The organism is Halorussus halobius, from assembly GCF_004765805.1.
Taxonomy (GTDB): domain Archaea; phylum Halobacteriota; class Halobacteria; order Halobacteriales; family Haladaptataceae; genus Halorussus; species Halorussus halobius.
On record NZ_SBIU01000003.1, the window covers coordinates 370,297 to 388,540 of the forward strand.

Sequence of the window (18,244 nt, forward strand, 5' to 3'; positions counted from 1 at the left end):
ACCGTCGTCCGGGGTCGGATACTCACCATACGATGCTCGACGCGACCGGCGACGGTATGAAAGTCGCTCGATAGTAGGCCGGAAGTGAAAGTAAACGAGGGCTCGGACGTCGGTCAGGATTTCAGCACGATCTCCTCGCGCGGCACCGTCTCGCCGGTCTTCTGGTCGTACAGCTCCCAGAACTCGGGGTCGACGTCGAGTTGGTTCGCGCAGGCTCGACGCCACATGTGGTTGAATCTTCGCGTCGCGGCATCCCTGAGACCACTTCCGGAACTTCCGGAAACCAGCCTCTTCCTTTAAGTCCCAGTAGCCGGATACCGCAACCAATGATTACCGATGCTCGCGTCCTCCGGACCGGCTTCGTCCCGCGAGAAGTCGAGCATCGCGACGCCGAGGTCACCCACCTCACCGAGATCCTCAAGCCCCTGATCGACGGCGACCCCGCCGACACCACCCTCCTGCTCGGCCCCTCCGGCGCTGGCAAGACCTGCCTCGCCAAATATACCGCCGAACAACTCCGCCAGGAGGTCCTCGACGTCGAGTACCAGTACGTCAACTGCTGGCAGAACTTCACCGAGTATCGCGCCCTCTACCGCCTCCTCGACGGCCTTGGCACCACCGTCGACATCCACCGCCAGTCGACGCCCCGCGACGAACTCTACGAGCGTCTCCGAAACTACGACGGCCCGCCCTGCGTCGTCATCCTCGACGAGGCCGACCAACTGGAAGACAAAAGCTTGCTCTACCACCTGCACGAACTCCCGCAGTTCTCGATGCTCCTCATCGCCAACCGCGAGCGCGAGCTGTTCGCGAGTGCCGACGAACGCCTCACCAGCCGCCTCACTGGGAGCGAGCGCGTGCGCTTCGACCGCTACAGTGCCGACGAACTCGTCTCCATCATGGACGCCCGCGTCAAGTGGGGCCTCGAGGAGGGCGTCATCTCCCAGGACCAGCTCGCCACCATCGCCGACGCCGCCGCCGGGGACGCCCGAGTCGCGCTCAGCATCCTGCGGACTGCCGCCCGGCAGGCCCACCAGAACTACGCCGACGAGATCGCCGACGAGGCCATCGAGACCTCGATGCCGGAGGCCCGCGCCGAGCGCCACGAGAAGGACGTCGAGACGCTGACGCCCCACCAGCGAACCCTCTACGAAATCATCGAGGAACACGAGGAGATCTCGCCGAGCGACCTCTACGAGGAGTACAAGGAGCGAATCGACGACCCGAAGACCGACCGGACGGTCCGCAACTACCTCTCGAAGATGGACCAGTACGACGTCATCGAGGCAGCGGGGGCGAGCCGGAATCGAACGTACCGCTCGGTTTCGGAAACATTCGGAAACCTCGAAGAACGGTAGGTACCGCGCCGCCACTCCTTGATTCGTGGCGGTTACGCATGTCCCGGAACTTCCGGAAGGCGCGCGGCGTCGCTTATCCGAAGACCCCACGTATCAGTGCGTATGCGACCGACTCGACAGAACGATGGGCCACCGGAACTCCCCGAGTTAGAAGCCGGCGTCCGTCTCCTCGACGTGGAAGGCGACGAACGGGCCACTGGACCGCTCCACTCGCTCGTCCTCGACCACCTCCTCATGAACGACGGCTCGGCGATGTGGGTGGACGCCGGCGGTCACGCGGTCTCTCAATCGCTCGCGTCACTCGCGCCCAGCACGCGCGTCCTCGACCGCATCCACGTCGCCCGTGGGTTTACTGCGAATCAGCACTACGAGCTCGTCCGGCGACTCCCGGACCAATTCGACGAGGACACGTCGCTGGTCGTCTGTCCGGCCTTCGACCACCTGTACCGCGACGCGGAAGCCTACGCCGACGAGGGCCAGGACCACATGCTCCGGGCGCTGGCAACCGTCACCCGGCTCACCAACGAGTACGACGTCCCGGCCGTCTTCACCCGCTCGAAGCGAGACTCGTTCGCGGACCCGCTGGAAGCCGCCGCGAAGGAGACGCTCCGGTGCGAACAAACGAAGTTCGGCCCACGGTTCGTCGGCGAGGAGTTCGAGACGCTCGTCTACCCGATGGAGAACGGCTGGGTCCAGACGACCCTCGCCTTCTGGAAGCGCGTCCTCCAGGCCCGCGTGTCGGCCGAGAACGCTGCAACCACTCCGACGCCGGAGGTGACCACGAATGGGGCGTACTAACCCGACGTTCCGCGACGTCCTCCGGTCGCTCGAAGGCAACTGGCAGGACTACCGCCGCGCCCTTCGGCGACCCGATCAGGACCGCTTCGACCAGCTCTGGGAGGAGGCCCGCCAGTACGCCGACGCGGGCGGCTACCTCAACCACCAGAACCCGATGGTGGTCGTACTGTTCTCGATGGTCCTCGCTCACGAGCAGCGCATCCAAGATCTCGAAGCGGAACTGGAAGCCGAACAGTCCACCGCTCCCGACGCCGGTGACAGCGACGACTCGACCGAATAGGAGGGACGATGCCCTTCAAAATCGACTTCTTCGACGGCGAGGTCGTCGAGTGGTCGCTGACCGACGACGGTGCGACGAGCGAGCGCGTCCTCGACTACACGCCCACCTTCTACGTCGGCCTCGGCGAAGGTGACGCCGAGTCCCTCTCGAATGCACAGAACGTCCTCGAGCAGTTCCCGGCGGTCGCCCGAACGCGATTCGAGGAGTGGCGACCTGGATTCCGGCACGACGCCGAGCAGGTACTCCGGGTCGACTGTACCCACGTCGACGAAGTCAGGCAACTCGCCGGCTGGATTCGCGAGTGGGGCGACCCCGGCGAGTATCGGTGTTTCAACGTGGACTTCTCGCAGGAGTTCCGCTACTGCCTCGAACGGGACCGCTCGCCGACTCCCAGGACGGAACTCACTACGCTCTCCATCGAAGGACGCGCTCACGAGTTCGGCGACTGCGAACTGCCCCCACTGACTGTGGGGGGCGAGCAGGTGGGCCGGTCGCCGAGCGTCGCACTCACGCGCATCGAGGAACTCGTGGACCGGGCGGACCCGGACGTACTCATCGTCGATTCCGCCCAACTGCTCGCCGAGTTGCACGCCCTCGCGGACCGACTCGGCTACGACCTCCAACTCGGCCGACGGTCGGGGTTCCAGCAACTCGCCAGGGAATCGACGTATACGAGCTACGGTCGGGTCGGTCACTCGCCCGCGCGGTACAACGTTCCCGGCCGCGTGCTCCTCGACCGCTCGAACACGTTCTTCTACCGGGAGACCAACATCGCTGGTTGCGTCGACCTCGTCCGCCGGTCGGGCAAACCCCTCCAGGAACTCTCCTGGGCGTCCATCGGTAACGTCTTGACCGCCATCCAGATTCGGGAAGCCCTCTCCAGAAACGTGCTCGTACCGTGGCGGGCGTGGCGACCGGAGCAGTTCAAGACGATGCGCCAGCTGAACGACGCCGACCGTGGCGGGTTCACGTTTTCCCCCGACGTCGGCGTCCACGAGAACGTCCACGAACTCGACTTCTCGTCGCTGTACCCCAACATCATCTGCAAGTACAACGTCTCCCCCGAGAGGATTCGATGCGACTGTCACGCCGACCGTGAGGACGTCCCGGGACTCGGCTATAGCATCTGCGACGAACGGGGATACCTGCCGGACGTCCTCCAGCCCCTCGTCGACGACCGCGACGCAATCAAAGCCGAAATCGCCGAGACGGACGACCCCGAGCGACTCGCGGAACTGGAGGGTCGGTCGGGGGCAATCAAGTGGATTCTCGTCTCCTGCTTCGGATATCAGGGGTTCTCGAACGCGAAGTTCGGTCGTATCGAGTGCCACGAGGCCATCAACGCCTTCGCGCGGGAGATTCTGCTCGACGCCAAGGGCGTCCTGGAGGCCGGCGGCTGGAAGGTCGTCCACGGTATCGTCGACAGTATCTGGGTCACCGCCCGGGACGGGTCCGAACAGGAACCGCTCGATGCAGTCGCATCCCAGATCACCGACGATGCTGGGATTCGGCTCGAACACGAGGCGACGTACGACTGGTCGGCGTTCGTTCCACAGCGGAACTCGGACGCTGGCGCGCTGACGAAGTATTTCGGGTCGCTGGCTGACGCGGACGAGTACAAGTACCGGGGAATCGAGTGCCGCCAGCACAGCACACCACCGTTCATCGCCGACGTGCAGGAGTCGCTCGTCGAGACGTTCGACGAGTACCGTTCGGCGGAAGCGGTGTGCGACCGCTTACAACAGGAGTTGCGCCGCCTCCGAACCGGTGACGTTCCTCCGGAGGCGTTAGTGATCGAGCAGCAGACCTCGAAGCACGCCGAGGAGTACGCCCGTTCGACGCGTACAGTAGCCGCCCTACGGCGCGCGAGCGATAGTGGCCGGGGTCTCTCACCGGGACAGCGGGTCAACTACGTGGTCGTCGACGACTCGAAGCAGTCGCGCGACCGCGTCCAGTTGGCCAGTGACGCGACGGACTACGACGTGGACTTCTACGCAGAACGACTGTTCCGGGCGGCCGAAAGCGTCCTTTCTCCGCTCGGGTGGCGACAGTCCGATATTGCGGAGTATCTCGCCGATCGGACCGACGCGAGTTTAGCGTCCTACGCCGATACATAGGGATGAGTCGATTCCTTCGAGAGTCGCTACGAAAGCTGTCTCGCTACGCGTTGCGGTCGAGCCACTCGCAGAAGGCGTCGAAGTCCTGCGCGCCGGCGCTGTCGGCGATGTCTCGGAGCGTCCCGGTCCGGAGTTCGTCGTGCAGCGGGACCGTCACCTGCCGACGGTCGGCCTCGTTCGTCGGATGTTCGTAGTACAGTTGAGCGTGGTCGCCGGTCGTCCGCCGCCACTCGAACCCGCCAGCGTTCACCAGCACCTTGACGACCTCTCGCCCGGAGAACGTGCGTCGGCTCATCCTACTCCAGGACGTCCGGCGGCTCCTCGTCGCCGGTCGCGTTCGTCGCGGGGTCGATGCCCAGCTCCCGGAGTTCCTCGTCGGTCGGTTCGCGCCCGATCTCGTCGTGGTGGAGCGCGACGGCCTCGTCAAGGTTCTCCAGCGCGGCCGCACGCGATTGGGCTTGGGTCGTGACGCCCGTATCGACGTCCTTCGCGATCCACCAGCCGTCCTCGCGCCACAGGCGAATCTCCTCGTCGTGGGCGTTTCCGTCTCGGGTGGAACTGGCCATTATAGTCGTAGTTACGGGATGATCGGGATAAGCGTTCGGCCGAGCCACGAGCTCAGCCAAACTCCTTTCACCGCGTTACCTGTACCCCGCGATGATGGTGAGCACACCACGCGACGACGGGAGGCCGATGGCGTTCGGTTCGTCCACGAGGACGACGGCTCCATCACTCGGATCGCTCGCACGGTCCGCACAGGCGTCGGTCTGGCCAGAAGCATCAACAGGAGCGCCGGAACTCACGCCTTCTGGCCTCCGGGAACGTCGGCGGTCTGTTCGGCCGGATGGGGAGCGCGACGCCCGCCTCGACATCGGAGAGTTCGCTCGCCCGGACGAACCCGCTCACCCCGGCTCACCCCCATGGCGACCGGGCGAGGTCTCGGGGTCGGGAATCTCGACGTCGACGCCGACAGCGCTGCCGTGCGAGAGACGAGCGCAGGTGTCGCACTCCGAGCAGCGGTGCGCGCGGTCGTGGTCGTCGCCGAAGACGCGTCGGAACTCGTCGGTGACGAACGTCCCGCAGTGGTGGCGCTCGCCCTGCTCGGCGGCCGCCGAAACGGTCGTCACGCCGACCACCCCGTTTCGGCTACGAGAATCGACGGACTGCGCGGGGGTGCGGTAGAGAACCGCCCGAGAGTATCAGACTGCGGTCGCTCCCGATTTCGCGGAAGCCGCGAAATCGCGGCTGTCAGTCGTTGAGTCCGTAGAAACGTGTGGGCTGAAGAACGCCCGATTTCGGGATGGGCCAACGCGGGATACGGATTTCGTTCTGCCGATGCGGTCTTAACTCGGGAATCAGTGGTGTCGCGGGTCATGGTCACAGTTCCTCCGGAAGCTGGTCACGTCGACGGCGCATCCGCTGGCGCTTCGATGCCTTGTCGTAGTGCTTCTCAAGAATCCGCTCGCTCACGTCACCACGGTCACTCACGACCTGTCGCGGCGTTCCAGCGTCCCGGTGGGCCGTAATCGACCCCGTGCGAACCGGGTGCGGCGAAAGCGACGACGGGCACTTGCTCGCTCGGTCGTAGTCCGCAGCCTCGCAGGTCTCGGGGTCCTCGCCATGCGGGCAGGTCTCCCCAATCTCGCACGGCCGGGTGACCCGGTAAATCCAGTTCTGGACGGTCGAAAGCGACGGACGCCCCTGCTTCGTCGTAATCAACGGTTTCCGGCCGAACTCGTCGGTCACGTCGTAGCGGTTCGGCCCGCTGATGTAGTCCTCGACGACAGTGGCGACGTGCGGCTGGAGAGACACGTCGCGCTCGCCCGTCCCCTCGTTCTTCAACGGGGTTCCCTCGCCCGGCCGATGCCGAAAGCACACCGCCCGGTCCTCGGCGTCGTAGTCCTCAAGGTCGAGCGCGCGAATCCCGCCGCGTCTGGCCGACGTACGCCACATCAACAGGAGCGCGACGTGTTCCTGCGACGCGTACCGATACTCCCGAAGGAAATCGAGAATCGCCTTCGCGCGGCCCGCGTCGAGCTTGCGGTCGTCGCTCTGGTCCTCGCCCCGCACCGTCGGCAACCGAACCCGCTCCGGTAGCTCCTCGGGAACCGCCTTCAGGTCCACGCACCGTTCTAAGAACTTCCTGAGCGTCGAAACCTGCCCCTGCATCGTCGTCCCGTTGCAGGTGTCTTCCTCGCCGTTGTCCTCGCGCTTGTAGACCCGGTAGGAATGGATGGTCCGGAGGTCCACCTCGTTCATGTTGTGGATGTCCTGCTCCTCCAACCAGTCCACGAACGACTGGATTCGGGTCTTGTGAGTCCTGTACGTCGAATCCGCGAGGTCGTACCGTCGTTCATCGAGGTAGTAGTCGAGCGCGGCGTCGGGCGTGATGGGGTCGAGGTCGTCAGGTCCGCTCATCGGCATCCCCCCGCGTGTTCCGGGCAGACCGGAACCATGTCCGGGTAGTAGTCCTCCTCTCTCGACAGGTCGAATCCGTTGACCTCCGTGGGGTCCCACGTCTGCCCGCAGAAGTGACACACCGCGAACTCGGCGTGCGGGTCAACGAAAGGCGGGCGCTCAGTCACGCCGACCCCTCCCAGCAGCGTCGGGCCGACCGGTGTTTCAGCAGTCCGGCGTACGTCCAGCGGACGGCCCCACAGTCGCAGGTGAACCGGCCGACGAATCGGTCAAGCGTCGTCTGGCGGCTCGCCGTCACGGCGACCACCACCCTTCGAAGACCGTCCGAGCGCATTGCTCGTGTAGGTAGTAGTCGGTCGGCCTGTCGCGGTCGTCCATCCGCTTCTTCGTCGACCGCACGCGACGGTGGTCCTCGTCGAGCGCGACAGGCCGACCACAGACCGCGCAGATGAGCGATTCGACCGTCACGCCGACCCCTCCCGACCGCTCCACAGGTCCGGGTACGGGCCGGCGGGCGTCACCAGTCGCAGGTCCTCCCGCTCGAAGACCTCGCCGGTCGCCTTGTTCCGAAGCTTCGAGAACTCGCCGTCGACGCCGCGCTGGCGCGAACAGGACTGACACCAGAAGTGGTTGTTCGTCGGCTCCCACGTCCGATGACCGCGCGGACACACCCACCGCCATCGGTCAGTCTCGTCTTCGAGACGTATTTCTTCAGACATACAGGTCCGAGCGACGAACGGGTTGGTAAAAGCTCGAATCCTTGCACGCGGTGAAAGTGAAACTGTAACCGCTCGTCGCGTCTGAGCTTGGATTGGTCGAGCGCGCGATACTGCCGGTCGGTCGGGGCTTTCAAGACCCCGCGCGATGTTCTCGTACATGGCTTCCGTAGCCTGTTTACGGAGGCTCACGCGGACCCGCTGCCCTAACAGCGGGGTCCGCTTTTCGAGGGACCCATCGGCGAGCGACGGGTCCGCGATTTGCTCCGTGAGAGCGACATATCAGTGGGGGCACTTAGTACTAGTGTATCAAACGATACGCTATATCGTATTGTTTGCGCTACTATTAAATCAGAACCAATCAAACTAACATCTGGATTTGTATGGTTCCAATCAGATGCGCCGCCCTCGGGTTGAATGGATGACTCGCGCAGACGACATTATTTTGGAGTTCCTGCTGAACGAGGGCAATCGCCCAATCAATGCGAGTCCAGCAGTAGTTCAGGCAAATGTAGACTACCAAATCTCACACGTACGAAATCGGCTTAGAGAACTTCACTCAGCGGGATTAGTCGAATACTACGACGAAAACCGTGGGATATACAGAATTACTGAGAAGGGTCGCGCGTACCTCGCTGGCGAACTCGACGCCGACGACTTAGAAGATTAATCTTTATTTTTCGAGCGCGACAGGTCGAGTTGATGCAATCGACAGCGGAACGCCAGCGAAAGGAAATCAGTTCGCACCTCTCGGCGAACGAGGAGATTCAGGCCGGTTGGACGGGGCCGAGTGAGGTCGTCGTCGTCACGGATTCGCGGGTCGTCTCGATGGAAGACAAGACCGAAGACGGCCGCTCGATGCGAGATATTCGGAGTACGTCGCTCACGGACGGCGCTCGGGGCGTCGAGATTCAGGAATTCGGGTCGAAAGCAGTCGACTGGGTGCAAGCAGGATTCTGGTGTTTGGCGCTTCTTGTCGGGATTTTGGTTTCTGTGCTTGCCTTTGACAGCAGTGGGGCGCAAAGCAGAATCATGCTACTTGTCGGATTGATTGTTATCGTCAGCGCGGGATACCTGATTTATGACACATTCGACACGCCAGACGGAGAGATTCAAGTCGACGTAAAGACCGACGCCGGAACGGATACGTACTGGCTACCGCCGAGTGAGTCCGACGTGGCCGCGTCGGTCTCGGAAGTGGTCGGGAAGAACAGATCGAGATAGCCTATCGCCACTGACTCTCGATACTCGTCCGGTACCGAAGCCCGAGAACGTCGGTGTTACAGCAATCCTTCACCTCCTGCGGCGGATACTCGGTTCGCACGTCTTCGAGGTTCCCGGCACTCTGAATCAGGTGGGTGAGCGCGGCGTCGAGAACGTCGGACATGGGCGGGTCGTCGGCCGGGTCGCTGGCGACGATTTCGCTGGCTCGGTCGAGCTTGCGCTGTCGGTCGTCGGTGAGCTTGAGACTGGTGCGTCGGGTCATAAGTGAGCGTATGTACTGGGGGTCGGTTGGCGTCGTTCTGGGGTCACTGGCTGGCTGTGCGACTTAAACCCCGGCCGGTCGAGCGCGTCGACCGCGCCGGAGCGCGGGGCGGGCCGGGCCGATTCTATGCACCTCGCGCGGCGACCGTGGCCGCGAGGGTGCATAGATTCGGGATGGCCGATACATCTGAGCGCGACCCCATGGGTTCGCGCTCGAACACCCGCTTCTCGGGGTTCGTCGGTCACTGGAACACCTCGGACAGGTCCGCGAGGCCGTCGTCGGTCACCTCGCGCACGAGGTACGAACCCTCGCCGACGCGGGAGAGATGGACTTGCTTCCCGTCGGGTACCTCACCGTCTTCGGTGAGAACCCCGTCCATGTCGAGTTCGTCCTTGTCGAGCGCGACGACTGGCGTTCCGTCGTGGTCACGGAGTTTTCGGAACATCGCGTCCGGCGCGGCCACCCGCCGGAACTTAACTGTTCGTGATGGGTTACCGGCAAGCTACTGTCGCTATACTTTTCCTGAAATTTAAGAGCCGGCGGGTGGCCGCCCCGCTCGCAATGTCGATAGGACACCGTGCTGGCGAAATCGACCTGACCGACTACCTCCTCGGTCTGTCGTACCTCGTCAGCGTGATTGGCGCAACGCAAATCGGCCAAGTCAGCCTCTACGAACACGGAATGGGCGACGCCCTGTGGTCCGGCGACGGCGTGACCATCACGGTCGGGTTCGTCATCGGACTCGTCTCGTTCGCTGGCGCGTGGGCGACGAACCAAGTCCCGCTCGGCGAGCTGGACGAGGTGGAGACGGCGGCGGCCATCGGCGTCGTCGTCATCTTCGTCGCGGTGTCGCTCATCCCGCCGGTCCGCGAAGCGGTGACTGGTTCCCAGGTCTGGGGGTCGGTCGCGGCCGTCCTGAGCATCGCTGGCTACACGCTCATCGCGTGGAAGTAACGTAGCGGATTCCCTTTCAGCAACCCATGACAACCGAGTTTTCCGCAGATTCGGACGAACAGTACGCGAACCACACGGACGGGCGAATCCTGCTCGTCGGGATGGACGACGAGACGGCCGAGGGCGTCCGCGAGGTGCTTGAGAACGGCGGCGTCCGAACGGAGGTGGTCGAGCGTGTCTAAGGCCGTGGTCCGGGTCGCGCTCGTCGCGCTGCTCGTCGTCTCGGCGGGCATCCCGGCCGGCGCTGGAACGGCGGTCGCCGCCGAGAAAGGCAACTGCTCGAATCTCGACGACTTCGTGATGTTCCTGACGCTCGGCGCGGTCAACGCCGAGGACTGTTCTCGGGCGGCCTACGTCGACGATGCGATTCAGGATATGAAAGAATCCGATGCATCACAGGAGAAAGTAGACATCTACTCTGCCGGTACAGGGCTTCAAGCAGGGTCTGAAGCGTGGAGTGCTCCGTTTGACAATTACCTTAACGATACGGAATCTGTCGCGTGGATGAAAGTTGAAACTGCTGTTGCAGAGGCCTATCAAGACGGGGCTTCGCAAGCCGAGGCCGAGGCCGAGGCACGCAAAGCGATTGCTGATTATTACGCTGTGAAACAAATCAATCTCATCGAGCAGTGGAACACGACGATGAAGCAGATAATGACGCTTGAAGGGCAGTCGGAGATGGAAGACGGGATTTCCTCCGATTTTGTTTCTATCGAGCAAGCTGGGAATGAATCGACGTGGGGCGGGGATGAGCCAAATAAATTCCATGAAACTTCTGATTTCTATAATCGTGATGCCGTGTCTACGTTAGAACTCGTTAATGGTAGTCATAGGGATCATTATTATCTAACCCATGATGCAGCTTATGACGATAATAGTTGGATGCGTTTAGACGGAGGTGACGGCTGGAAAAATGGGGATGTCGTTGAGGTTTGGGTTACCATCGAGGCTCCAAACCAGAACTTCGAGGCTGAGAACGTGACGGCAGCTAGTGGGTTAACGGACCGCTGGAACCGAATCGAGACGATGAACGACCAGCTTCAAACAGAAGCTGAGAATTTCGTCGCAGCAACCTACTCTGATTTCGAGAGCGGCCAGATAAACGCCTCTGACGTTGTTTCCGCCAATACTGCTATGTTCGAGTACGGGGTTCGCGGCGCGAATGAGAGCGAAGGACTCTATCAAAGCACGGCCGCGCTCTCCCTGATGGGCTACCAGACACCGAACATGTCGACTGCCGGCACGATGACGGTTCGGTACCAGAACCAGAACTACACGGGTCTCGTGCTTGCTGAAAACGCCCCGAACGGGTCGTGGGAAACGGGCGTCCAGTACGATACGGCGAACATCGAGGGGCCGGTCTTCATGGCAACGGCCAACAGTTCGAAAATCGACTTCGCCGAGGGAGAGACCTTCACGATTCTGTCGATGACGGCAAAGGACGGCTCCGAGGTCGAGACGCAGGAAACGACCCAGTACAACTACCGGACGGCGAACACCAACGAACTGCTCAAGAAACAGCAGGAGCTACTCGAACTCCGGCAGGAAATCGAGAACCGCGAACCCGACTCCGGCGGAGGCGGTGGCTTCGGGGATGGAAGCGTTCCGATGTGGGTCGGCGCGGCACTCGCTGGCGGGGTCGTCCTGCTCGTCGTCCTACGGGAGTAACCATGCTCGGAACGCGCACCTTCGCGGTCATGGTCATCGCGCTGCTGCTGGTTCCGGTCGCGGGAGCCGCGACGACCACCTCGGCCGGGACCAACGCGACGACCACGACGACCGCGAACGCAACGGCGGCCACGACCTCGGAATCGGTCGGCGTCGCGTCCTCGAACGTCACCCACGAACTGAGCGACGTGACGAAGATTACGCGCTGGCGCTACGAGGACGGGCAGTTCCACATCACGCTACAGATGGACCTCCCGTACGAGGTTGAGGTCACCGACAACGGCGCGCTCGTCTCCCAGCTTCGTGACGGCGAGGGTGCGCGCGTCGTCGACGTCGACGCCGAGAGTCAGACGTTCAATCCGGGCGCGGGAACGACCACGATTCGCGTCGACGCCGAGACCGTCGACGGGAGCGCGGCCGTGAAAGTCTCATCACCGGGCGGGACCGCCCTGCTTCGGACCGGCTCGGTGGGCGTCGGCAGTCCCTTCGCGGGCGACTCCACGACCGTCGGATGGGTCGGCGGCGCGAGCATCGCGGTCCTGATGGCGCTGCTCGCGGCCGGATACGAGATGTGGGCCGAGCGGAGTGAACCGAAGGTGGCGAACCGATGAAGCCGACCTTCTCGAGCTGGCGCGACCGGGTGACGTTCATCGTCGCCGAAGCCCAGCTGCTCGTCGCGGCGTCCATCGTCGCGGTCGGATTCGCGCTATGGTGGTTCGACCCGTCGATTCCGCAATTCCCGACGTGGGTGACCGATTACCTCGTGGCGCTGATGATGCTCGGCCCGCCGCTGTTCCTCGTGTTCATCAAGTTCGTCCGGTGGGTTCGGGTTCGCAACTGGGTCGAGGTTCATCACGTCAACGCGGCCGAGGACGTGCTGGAAAAGCACCTCGTGCCGCCCGAGACGTGGAAGGACAAGACCGTCGAGGGTGCGGACCCGTGGCCGGTCAACGACGGGAGCGCGTGGGCGGTCAGACAGTACGAGTACCACGAGGAGACCGGGGACCTCGTGGTCGAAGGCGTGTGGCTCTCGGCGGCCGAGGACACCAAGCTCCTCACCTCGAAGAACCACCAGCGGAAGCTCTACAGCACGCTGCTCGACCACTACCGCGAACTGCTCACCGTCCGCGACCTCGCCGAGTGGATGGGGTCGCGCATCCAGCACAAGCTCATCAACGCGGCCGCCGAGGCCCGCGAGCGCGGCAAGCACCTCGACCCGAACGCCGTGAGCGAGGCCATCGAGGACGCGAAAGACGAGGTGCCCGACGCCGACCCCGACGACCTGCCGAGCATCGACGAGATGGACGACCTCCCCGAGGACCTGTCGCGCGAGGGCATCACCCCGGACGTGGCCGGGAGCGAATCGGGCGCGCCGTCCGCCAGCGGCGGCGAGTCGGTCGCGACCGACGGCGGAGGTGAGCCGTGACCATGACCGAGGGAACCGACCAGCAGGACCTCTACACGGCGGCCGAGTACCGCGAACACGTCGAGGGGAAGGGAAGCCGCGAACCGGACGCACACGACTTCTCGGGCATCGTCCGCGACGAGTCGGTGAGCCGCTTCATGGCGGTCCAGAGCGAGGAACACGACCCGACCGAGTGGGACGACGTGGGCCACGCGCCGGGGCGCGCCGAGGACCTGCGAGAGATGCGCCAGATGCGTTCGCTCGCCGCGACCGAGGTGGCCCGGACCGCGATGGAGACCGGGGATACGATGGCGCTCAAGCACCTCACGGGCGACGCCGACCGACAGGCGGACGTGTCCGGGATGAAGGCCATCGGCCGGGTCGACAACCTACTTACCGGACCCGCGCCGGTAATCGTCATCATCGGTGAGATGGGCGCTGGAAAGACGGATTTCGCGTGTCTGCTCGGCCAACGGTGGAAGGACCACAACCCGAGCGGTCTCGTCGGGACGAACATCGGGAGCCTGCGCGAGCGCGACGACTGGACCGACCGCGATGGCGAGGCCCGCGACGGGTTCGTGTCCGACTACGGGACGCTTGAGGAGTGGGTGAAACAGGACGGAGACCCGCTGGAACACCGCCAGACGCCAAAGCTGTTCATGGGCGACGAGTTCAGTTCGGTCGCGTCGGGGTCCGGCAAACAGGGCCACCTCGTTCGGAAGCGGATGGGGCCGCTGGTGTTCAAAATCCGGAAGTACGGCGGCACACTCGTCTACATCGCTCACGACGAGAGTTCGATTCATCCGCTCCTGTGGCGGGTCGGGGTCGTCATCAAGAAGACCTCGAAGAAGGAGGCCGTGGTCGCCGACTCCATCAAGTCCGGCGAGATTCGGGACGTGCAGTTCGAGATAGAGGGCGTCCCGCCGACGGACTGGCAGTTCAACACGCTCGAAGCTAGCGACTGGTCGTGGTCCGAACACGGCGACGAGGACGAATGGGAACCGGACGAGGCCGCCCGCGCCACCGCGATTTGGACCGCGATTCGGTGCAAGGAGGAAGGAATGAGCGACCGCGAAACCGCCGAGTACGTGCCCTACAGCCACGGATGGGTCAATTCTCGATGGACGGAGTACATGCAGGAGGACCGCCACGAGGAGACGCTTGCCAGAGTCGAGGAGGTAATCGCGTGAGGGCGCGGAGGTGTAAAGGTGCATAGCGAAAGTGCCACCCCCTTGGGTCATAGCCGCGCGGCTGGCCCTGCCGGGCCACCCGGCCATGACCGCGCGCGGTCCTCGTCGATAACTGACGGAGGAGTTACATATATAGGACGCGCGACGCGCGGGCCGAACTCGCGCGGGAGTTCGAGCGATGCCGAGTAGCCGCGCGAATCGCTACGGGTCGCTGGCCGAGCGGAAGGCGGCCGAGCGGTATCGACTCGTCCGCGACGGCGTTCACACGAGTTGGTGCGACGCGCTCGACTCGGACGGAACGCCGGTCGAAATCAAATCCTGCGACGCGGGCCGGGACGCGCCGCGTTTCCGTATCTTCGAGAAGTACCACGACCGGCTACAGTCCGAGGGCGGCCACTACGTGTTCGTGCTGTACAAGAAGCGAGGCCGTGGGATTACGGTTCTCCGGATGACGCGGATGCACGCCTCGCGCCTTCCGGCCGAGACGTGGTACGGCGCTGGCGGTCACCGCGAGAGTCGGCAGACGAAGCTCCGGCCGAAGACCGTCTTCTGACGGAGGGGTGGGGTCAAATTTTTCGCGCGGCCCCAAGGGGCCGGGTTCGCGTGCGCTCGGCCAACCGGCGGCGGTGGTGTTTTGGGATTGTGGCCTTAGCCACACCCCTAACCGGGAATCGAACACCTGCGGTTCGATTCCCGGCGTGGGGGTGGCCGGGCCACGCACCCGGCCACCGCACTAATGAAAATCAGGTTGGGGGACTCAGCCCTATAACCACAACTGCACTTGTATAAAAAAGGTGTCTGGATAGTGATGCCTCTCACAAGTCGGCCGCTATCCGAGGGCCTGCCACGCCGGACAGTAGCCCTTCTCTCCGAGGTCCAACTTAGCCGACCGGAACCGTTGTGGGTCTTTCCCGGCCTCACACCAGAGTTGGTAGGCGCGCTTGGCCTTCCGCGTCACGTTGTTCACGCCGTCGAATCGAAGCGTGAGCCGGGCGTCTCGCCGGCCGTCTACCTCGATGCCCACACGCGCACACCATGCCATGAACGCGCCGGTCGTCTCGTCAACGCCTCTCTCTGCGGCCTCTTTCGCTCTCGCGGTGGCCTCGACCGCGCGGCGCGTCGCGTCTTGGGCGTCCTGCACGGCCTCGTAGACGTACTCGGCGATGTGGTCCGACCGTAGCTTAATCTCCCCGTAGTCGTGTTCGATGAGGTCAGGGAGTTGCTTGATGGCTCGCCGGACGCTTCCGGCGTGGCGGTCGTACTGCTCGGCCACGTCGTCGGGCGAGACCGTGCCACCGTCCGTAACCAGCGTCTCTAAGGTCTCCCACGCGACCGGAGAGAGACCGTCGGCGACGTGCTGGATGACGATGCTCTCTTGCTTCTGCTCCAACTCGGTCAGGTCAAGAGAGACGATAGACACCTCTCGGTCGCTCTCCGTCGGCTCGAAGTAGGCGTCCGGAACGAACTGGCGGTCAGGGTCGGGGTCAGCGTCGGGGTCTGCGCCCTCACTTGGTCGGACGTTCAGTCCGGCCTCGGCGAGGACCGACAAGACGGTCTCCTCAAGCTCGCGCGTCAACTGGGCGAGGTCGTCTTTCTCGACCCCGAGTTTCCGGTCCCAACGGTTCGCCTGATACGACGCGCCGAGTTTCGGGTGTGCGAGGGGGTCGCTGTCGGGCTTCTGGTACGCTTCTCTCGCGTAGTAGTGCTTCACCTCTTTCGGGAGAGCGTGGGACGGGAACGCCTCTCGGACGCGCTTCGGCCCAAGGGTGACGGTATGGTAGTATCCCGGCAGGTTGTTCCTGTGGCCGTCGTCGTCGTTCTGCACGACCTTCCGGTAGCCTTCGCGGTCGCTTTCGAGCAGGTGACCGAGTTGGGCTATCGGGCCGTCGCGGGCGTGGACCGGGCCGCTCCGGTCGGTGTGGAGCCGGACGTACCGCTCGGCATCCTGCACGTTGCTGTGGTCGTGGGGGTTCTGGAAATATCGAGAGTTGAGGTCTAAGGCGTCCGCCGCTCGTTGTAGGAGTGTCTCGTAGCGGTCGAACTCGATGTTCGCACCCTTCGCCTTGATGTTCACGCCCTCGCGGATTTGGTCGGGGATTGAGAACTCGGAGACCTCGCCTTCGTTGTTGACGGTCTTCATGCCCTGCCAGCGCGGGGCCATGTGATAGTTGACCTTCTGTTCTTCTACTGGGTCTTCGTCGGGGTGTCGGAAGACGTGGATACGATACTCCCGGCTAATCGTGTCTACCTTGCCGTCTGTGTGGGGATGTAGGCTCCACTCGGTCCCGGTTGTGGTGTAGCCTCCGGGATGAACGATACCCGAGGATTGGTAGTAGAGTTTCGCAACCCACTTTTCTCCGGCGTCTCGGAACTCGGTAGCGTGACTCCCGTCGTGGCGCTTCACGATTGAGTCCGCCGCGAAGTAGGGCGTGAGACCGCCGTGGGTGTAGAGGAAGTTCGCGGCGAACTCGTGGGGCGCAAGGTCGACGTAGACCGTCACGCGTCACCTCCGCTCTCGGCGACGGCGTACGGGTCGGAGGGCGTGAACTGTCGGTTGCGGGGAAACTTCGGCTGGCACTCCGGACAAATCACTTCTCCATCGGCCCCGAGCCGGTCGAGCAGAACCTTCGCGTCGTCGGCGTCGAACTCGCGGCCGCACTTCCTGCACTTCATCGGTTCTCACCTGCCACGTCGGTGTAGTGCCGTCGCTCGCCGGTCTCGACATCGTAGAGTTCGCTCGCCCGAACGAACCCGTTCACGCCTGACCGCCTCCCGGTTGCTCGATGTCCGTGCTGGACTGACCGCCATCCGTTGCTACCTCGGTCAGACCTATCTGCTGACTACTTGTCCCGTCCTCGCGGGCGGCCATCCAGTGGTAGAGTAGTCGCCGAAGGTACGGCGCGGGGACCGCGTGGCGCTTGAGGTCCCGAGCGGGCCAGTCGTGAGCGTATCCTTTCGCTAACCGCCAACCATCGTTTGTACCGACCCACGCTTGCCCTTCTTTGCCCTGTTCGGCGAGCGGTCCCGTTTCAGGGCTCCAACGAGGAGCCGTCTCGGGCCGTGAGGTCTGGAACGACGTTTCGAACGCTCGGGGGTAGTGAATCCCCATCCCGAACATCCCTCCTGTGAGCTTCACGGGGTCACGGAGTGGAGCCTGCTCAACGTTCTCGATGACGTAGTGGTCGGCCAAGCGACGGCACACTTCGCGCGCCTCGTCGATGTAGTCCGGGTGGTCCTCTCTTGCTCCGGTTCCTGCTGTCGCTCTGGAAAACCTCTGACAAGGTGGGTGTGCGACCGCTAAGTCGAACTTCCGCGAGACGGGAGGGTTGCGTGCGTCGCCCTGAACGACCGTACTGAACGGGTTCGGTTCCGGTTCGATGCCGACGCGAGTCACCTCGCCGAACGTGGCGAGAACTTCGTCCTCGATACCAACGTCGGCAAACAGATGGAGGATGGTCCGCTTAGCGTCCGTCGACTTCTCGATCACGCTGGCTCACCTCCGTGACGACCGGGCGAGGTCTCGGGGTCGGGTATCTCGACCTCGCACCCGGCGGCGCTCCCGCGAGAGAGACGCGCGTAGGTGTCGCACTCCGAGCAGCGGTGAGCGCGGTCGTGGTCGTCTCCGAAGACGCGCCGGAACTCGTCGGTGACGAACGCCCCGCAGTGGCGACACTCGCCCTGCTCGGCGGTGAACGCCAAAGCGGTCGTCACGCCGACCACCTCGGCTCGGCTACGAGAATCGACGGACTGCGTAGGGGGCCGGTTGGAAACCTACCGAGATTATCTGAAAGCCGTCGCTTCCAGTTTCGTGAAAACCCTGAAAACGAAACTCTGAGAAGTTGAAGCCCCGAAAC

The 18,244-nt window shown here is 63.7% G+C and carries 28 protein-coding genes; 13 read left to right on the forward strand and 15 right to left on the reverse strand.

Annotation, left to right across the window (positions count from 1 at the left end; genetic code table 11):
• Window positions 1-326 precede the first annotated feature (326 nt).
• The 4 genes from EPL03_RS08625 (at window position 327) to EPL03_RS08640 (ending at window position 4,553) form a co-directional block, all read left to right on the forward strand.
• Window positions 327-1,358: a Cdc6/Cdc18 family protein gene (locus EPL03_RS08625; RefSeq protein WP_135828936.1), complete on the forward strand. Its 1,032-nt coding sequence runs from the start codon at window positions 327-329 to the stop codon at window positions 1,356-1,358.
• 102 nt (window positions 1,359-1,460) lie between these two features.
• A complete protein-coding gene (locus tag EPL03_RS08630) occupies window positions 1,461-2,156 on the forward strand; it encodes a P-loop NTPase family protein (RefSeq protein ID WP_135828937.1) in 696 nt (231 codons plus the stop codon).
• Window positions 2,143-2,436: a hypothetical protein gene (locus EPL03_RS08635; protein WP_135828938.1), complete on the forward strand. Its 294-nt coding sequence runs from the start codon at window positions 2,143-2,145 to the stop codon at window positions 2,434-2,436. The genes EPL03_RS08630 and EPL03_RS08635 overlap by 14 nt, the downstream gene beginning before the upstream one ends.
• 8 nt (window positions 2,437-2,444) lie before the next feature.
• On the forward strand, window positions 2,445-4,553 hold the full coding sequence (locus EPL03_RS08640) for a type B DNA-directed DNA polymerase (RefSeq protein ID WP_135828939.1): 2,109 nt from the start codon (window positions 2,445-2,447) through the stop codon (window positions 4,551-4,553).
• A 43-nt stretch (window positions 4,554-4,596) separates the two neighbouring features.
• Here EPL03_RS08640 and EPL03_RS08645 read toward each other — a convergent pair whose 3' ends face one another.
• The 9 genes from EPL03_RS08645 to EPL03_RS08665 all read right to left on the reverse strand — a co-directional run bounded on the left by EPL03_RS08645 (window position 4,597) and on the right by EPL03_RS08665 (window position 7,690).
• Window positions 4,597-4,848: a type II toxin-antitoxin system HicA family toxin gene (locus EPL03_RS08645; RefSeq protein WP_135828940.1), complete on the reverse strand. Its 252-nt coding sequence runs from the start codon at window positions 4,846-4,848 to the stop codon at window positions 4,597-4,599.
• Window position 4,849: 1 nt separating this feature from the next.
• Complete coding sequence (locus EPL03_RS08650; protein ID WP_135828941.1) at window positions 4,850-5,119, reverse strand: type II toxin-antitoxin system HicB family antitoxin; 270 nt, start codon at window positions 5,117-5,119, stop codon at window positions 4,850-4,852.
• Window positions 5,120-5,194: 75 nt separating this feature from the next.
• Window positions 5,195-5,356: a hypothetical protein gene (locus EPL03_RS19905; protein WP_168216214.1), complete on the reverse strand. Its 162-nt coding sequence runs from the start codon at window positions 5,354-5,356 to the stop codon at window positions 5,195-5,197.
• Between the two features lie 99 nt (window positions 5,357-5,455).
• Window positions 5,456-5,689, reverse strand: a complete 234-nt coding sequence (locus EPL03_RS08655; RefSeq protein ID WP_135828942.1) for a DUF7563 family protein — start codon at window positions 5,687-5,689, stop codon at window positions 5,456-5,458.
• A gap of 241 nt (window positions 5,690-5,930) precedes the next feature.
• On the reverse strand, window positions 5,931-6,971 hold the full coding sequence (locus tag EPL03_RS08660; protein ID WP_135828943.1) for a tyrosine-type recombinase/integrase: 1,041 nt from the start codon (window positions 6,969-6,971) through the stop codon (window positions 5,931-5,933).
• A complete protein-coding gene (locus EPL03_RS19910; RefSeq protein WP_168216215.1) occupies window positions 6,968-7,138 on the reverse strand; it encodes a hypothetical protein in 171 nt (56 codons plus the stop codon). Before EPL03_RS19910 ends, EPL03_RS08660 begins: the two co-directional genes overlap by 4 nt.
• Entirely contained in the window at window positions 7,135-7,269 is a 135-nt protein-coding gene (locus EPL03_RS20630) for a hypothetical protein (protein ID WP_280178841.1), read from the reverse strand. The genes EPL03_RS19910 and EPL03_RS20630 overlap by 4 nt, the downstream gene beginning before the upstream one ends.
• On the reverse strand, window positions 7,266-7,439 hold the full coding sequence (locus EPL03_RS19915) for a hypothetical protein (RefSeq protein ID WP_168216216.1): 174 nt from the start codon (window positions 7,437-7,439) through the stop codon (window positions 7,266-7,268). Before EPL03_RS19915 ends, EPL03_RS20630 begins: the two co-directional genes overlap by 4 nt.
• Entirely contained in the window at window positions 7,436-7,690 is a 255-nt protein-coding gene (locus EPL03_RS08665) for a hypothetical protein (protein WP_135828944.1), read from the reverse strand. The genes EPL03_RS19915 and EPL03_RS08665 overlap by 4 nt, the downstream gene beginning before the upstream one ends.
• A gap of 394 nt (window positions 7,691-8,084) precedes the next feature.
• Here EPL03_RS08665 and EPL03_RS20735 point away from each other — a divergent pair, with 394 nt between their 5' ends.
• Together EPL03_RS20735 and EPL03_RS08675 are read left to right on the forward strand one after the other, a co-directional pair.
• Window positions 8,085-8,357 carry an ArsR family transcriptional regulator gene (locus tag EPL03_RS20735; protein ID WP_135828945.1) on the forward strand — a complete coding sequence of 91 codons (273 nt, stop codon included), beginning with the start codon at window positions 8,085-8,087 and terminating at the stop codon, window positions 8,355-8,357.
• Window positions 8,358-8,389: 32 nt separating this feature from the next.
• Entirely contained in the window at window positions 8,390-8,911 is a 522-nt protein-coding gene (locus tag EPL03_RS08675) for a hypothetical protein (protein ID WP_135828946.1), read from the forward strand.
• A gap of 1 nt (window position 8,912) precedes the next feature.
• Here the strand turns inward: EPL03_RS08675 and EPL03_RS08680 are convergent, their stop codons facing one another.
• On the reverse strand, window positions 8,913-9,173 hold the full coding sequence (locus EPL03_RS08680; protein ID WP_135828947.1) for a DUF7386 family protein: 261 nt from the start codon (window positions 9,171-9,173) through the stop codon (window positions 8,913-8,915).
• Between the two features lie 241 nt (window positions 9,174-9,414).
• On the reverse strand, window positions 9,415-9,618 hold the full coding sequence (locus EPL03_RS08685; RefSeq protein ID WP_210424943.1) for a hypothetical protein: 204 nt from the start codon (window positions 9,616-9,618) through the stop codon (window positions 9,415-9,417).
• A gap of 116 nt (window positions 9,619-9,734) precedes the next feature.
• Between EPL03_RS08685 and EPL03_RS08690 the strand changes: the two genes are divergently transcribed.
• From EPL03_RS08690 to EPL03_RS08715, 7 genes are all read left to right on the forward strand, one after another.
• Window positions 9,735-10,127 (forward strand): hypothetical protein, encoded by a 393-nt coding sequence (locus tag EPL03_RS08690; RefSeq protein WP_135828948.1) that lies wholly within the window; start codon window positions 9,735-9,737, stop codon window positions 10,125-10,127.
• 26 nt (window positions 10,128-10,153) lie between these two features.
• A complete protein-coding gene (locus EPL03_RS19920) occupies window positions 10,154-10,309 on the forward strand; it encodes a hypothetical protein (protein WP_168216217.1) in 156 nt (51 codons plus the stop codon).
• On the forward strand, window positions 10,302-11,795 hold the full coding sequence (locus tag EPL03_RS08695) for a hypothetical protein (protein ID WP_135828949.1): 1,494 nt from the start codon (window positions 10,302-10,304) through the stop codon (window positions 11,793-11,795). The genes EPL03_RS19920 and EPL03_RS08695 overlap by 8 nt, the downstream gene beginning before the upstream one ends.
• A 2-nt stretch (window positions 11,796-11,797) precedes the next feature.
• Window positions 11,798-12,406, forward strand: a complete 609-nt coding sequence (locus tag EPL03_RS08700; RefSeq protein ID WP_135828950.1) for a hypothetical protein — start codon at window positions 11,798-11,800, stop codon at window positions 12,404-12,406.
• The gene (locus tag EPL03_RS08705) at window positions 12,403-13,221 is read left to right on the forward strand and encodes a hypothetical protein (RefSeq protein WP_135828951.1); all 819 of its coding nucleotides are present in this window, start codon (window positions 12,403-12,405) and stop codon (window positions 13,219-13,221) included. Before EPL03_RS08700 ends, EPL03_RS08705 begins: the two co-directional genes overlap by 4 nt.
• Window positions 13,222-13,223: 2 nt before the next feature.
• Window positions 13,224-14,390: a hypothetical protein gene (locus tag EPL03_RS08710; RefSeq protein WP_135828952.1), complete on the forward strand. Its 1,167-nt coding sequence runs from the start codon at window positions 13,224-13,226 to the stop codon at window positions 14,388-14,390.
• A 178-nt stretch (window positions 14,391-14,568) separates the two neighbouring features.
• Complete coding sequence (locus tag EPL03_RS08715) at window positions 14,569-14,943, forward strand: hypothetical protein (protein WP_135828953.1); 375 nt, start codon at window positions 14,569-14,571, stop codon at window positions 14,941-14,943.
• 276 nt (window positions 14,944-15,219) lie between these two features.
• Here the strand turns inward: EPL03_RS08715 and EPL03_RS08720 are convergent, their stop codons facing one another.
• From EPL03_RS08720 to EPL03_RS08730, 4 genes are all read right to left on the reverse strand, one after another.
• On the reverse strand, window positions 15,220-16,890 hold the full coding sequence (locus EPL03_RS08720; RefSeq protein WP_135828954.1) for a DUF7845 domain-containing protein: 1,671 nt from the start codon (window positions 16,888-16,890) through the stop codon (window positions 15,220-15,222).
• Window positions 16,887-17,063 carry a hypothetical protein gene (locus EPL03_RS19925; protein WP_168216218.1) on the reverse strand — a complete coding sequence of 59 codons (177 nt, stop codon included), beginning with the start codon at window positions 17,061-17,063 and terminating at the stop codon, window positions 16,887-16,889. The genes EPL03_RS08720 and EPL03_RS19925 overlap by 4 nt, the downstream gene beginning before the upstream one ends.
• Window positions 17,064-17,145: 82 nt before the next feature.
• The gene (locus EPL03_RS08725) at window positions 17,146-17,877 is read right to left on the reverse strand and encodes a hypothetical protein (RefSeq protein WP_135828955.1); all 732 of its coding nucleotides are present in this window, start codon (window positions 17,875-17,877) and stop codon (window positions 17,146-17,148) included.
• The gene (locus EPL03_RS08730; RefSeq protein ID WP_135828956.1) at window positions 17,874-18,110 is read right to left on the reverse strand and encodes a DUF7563 family protein; all 237 of its coding nucleotides are present in this window, start codon (window positions 18,108-18,110) and stop codon (window positions 17,874-17,876) included. Before EPL03_RS08730 ends, EPL03_RS08725 begins: the two co-directional genes overlap by 4 nt.
• Window positions 18,111-18,244: the final 134 nt, after the last annotated feature.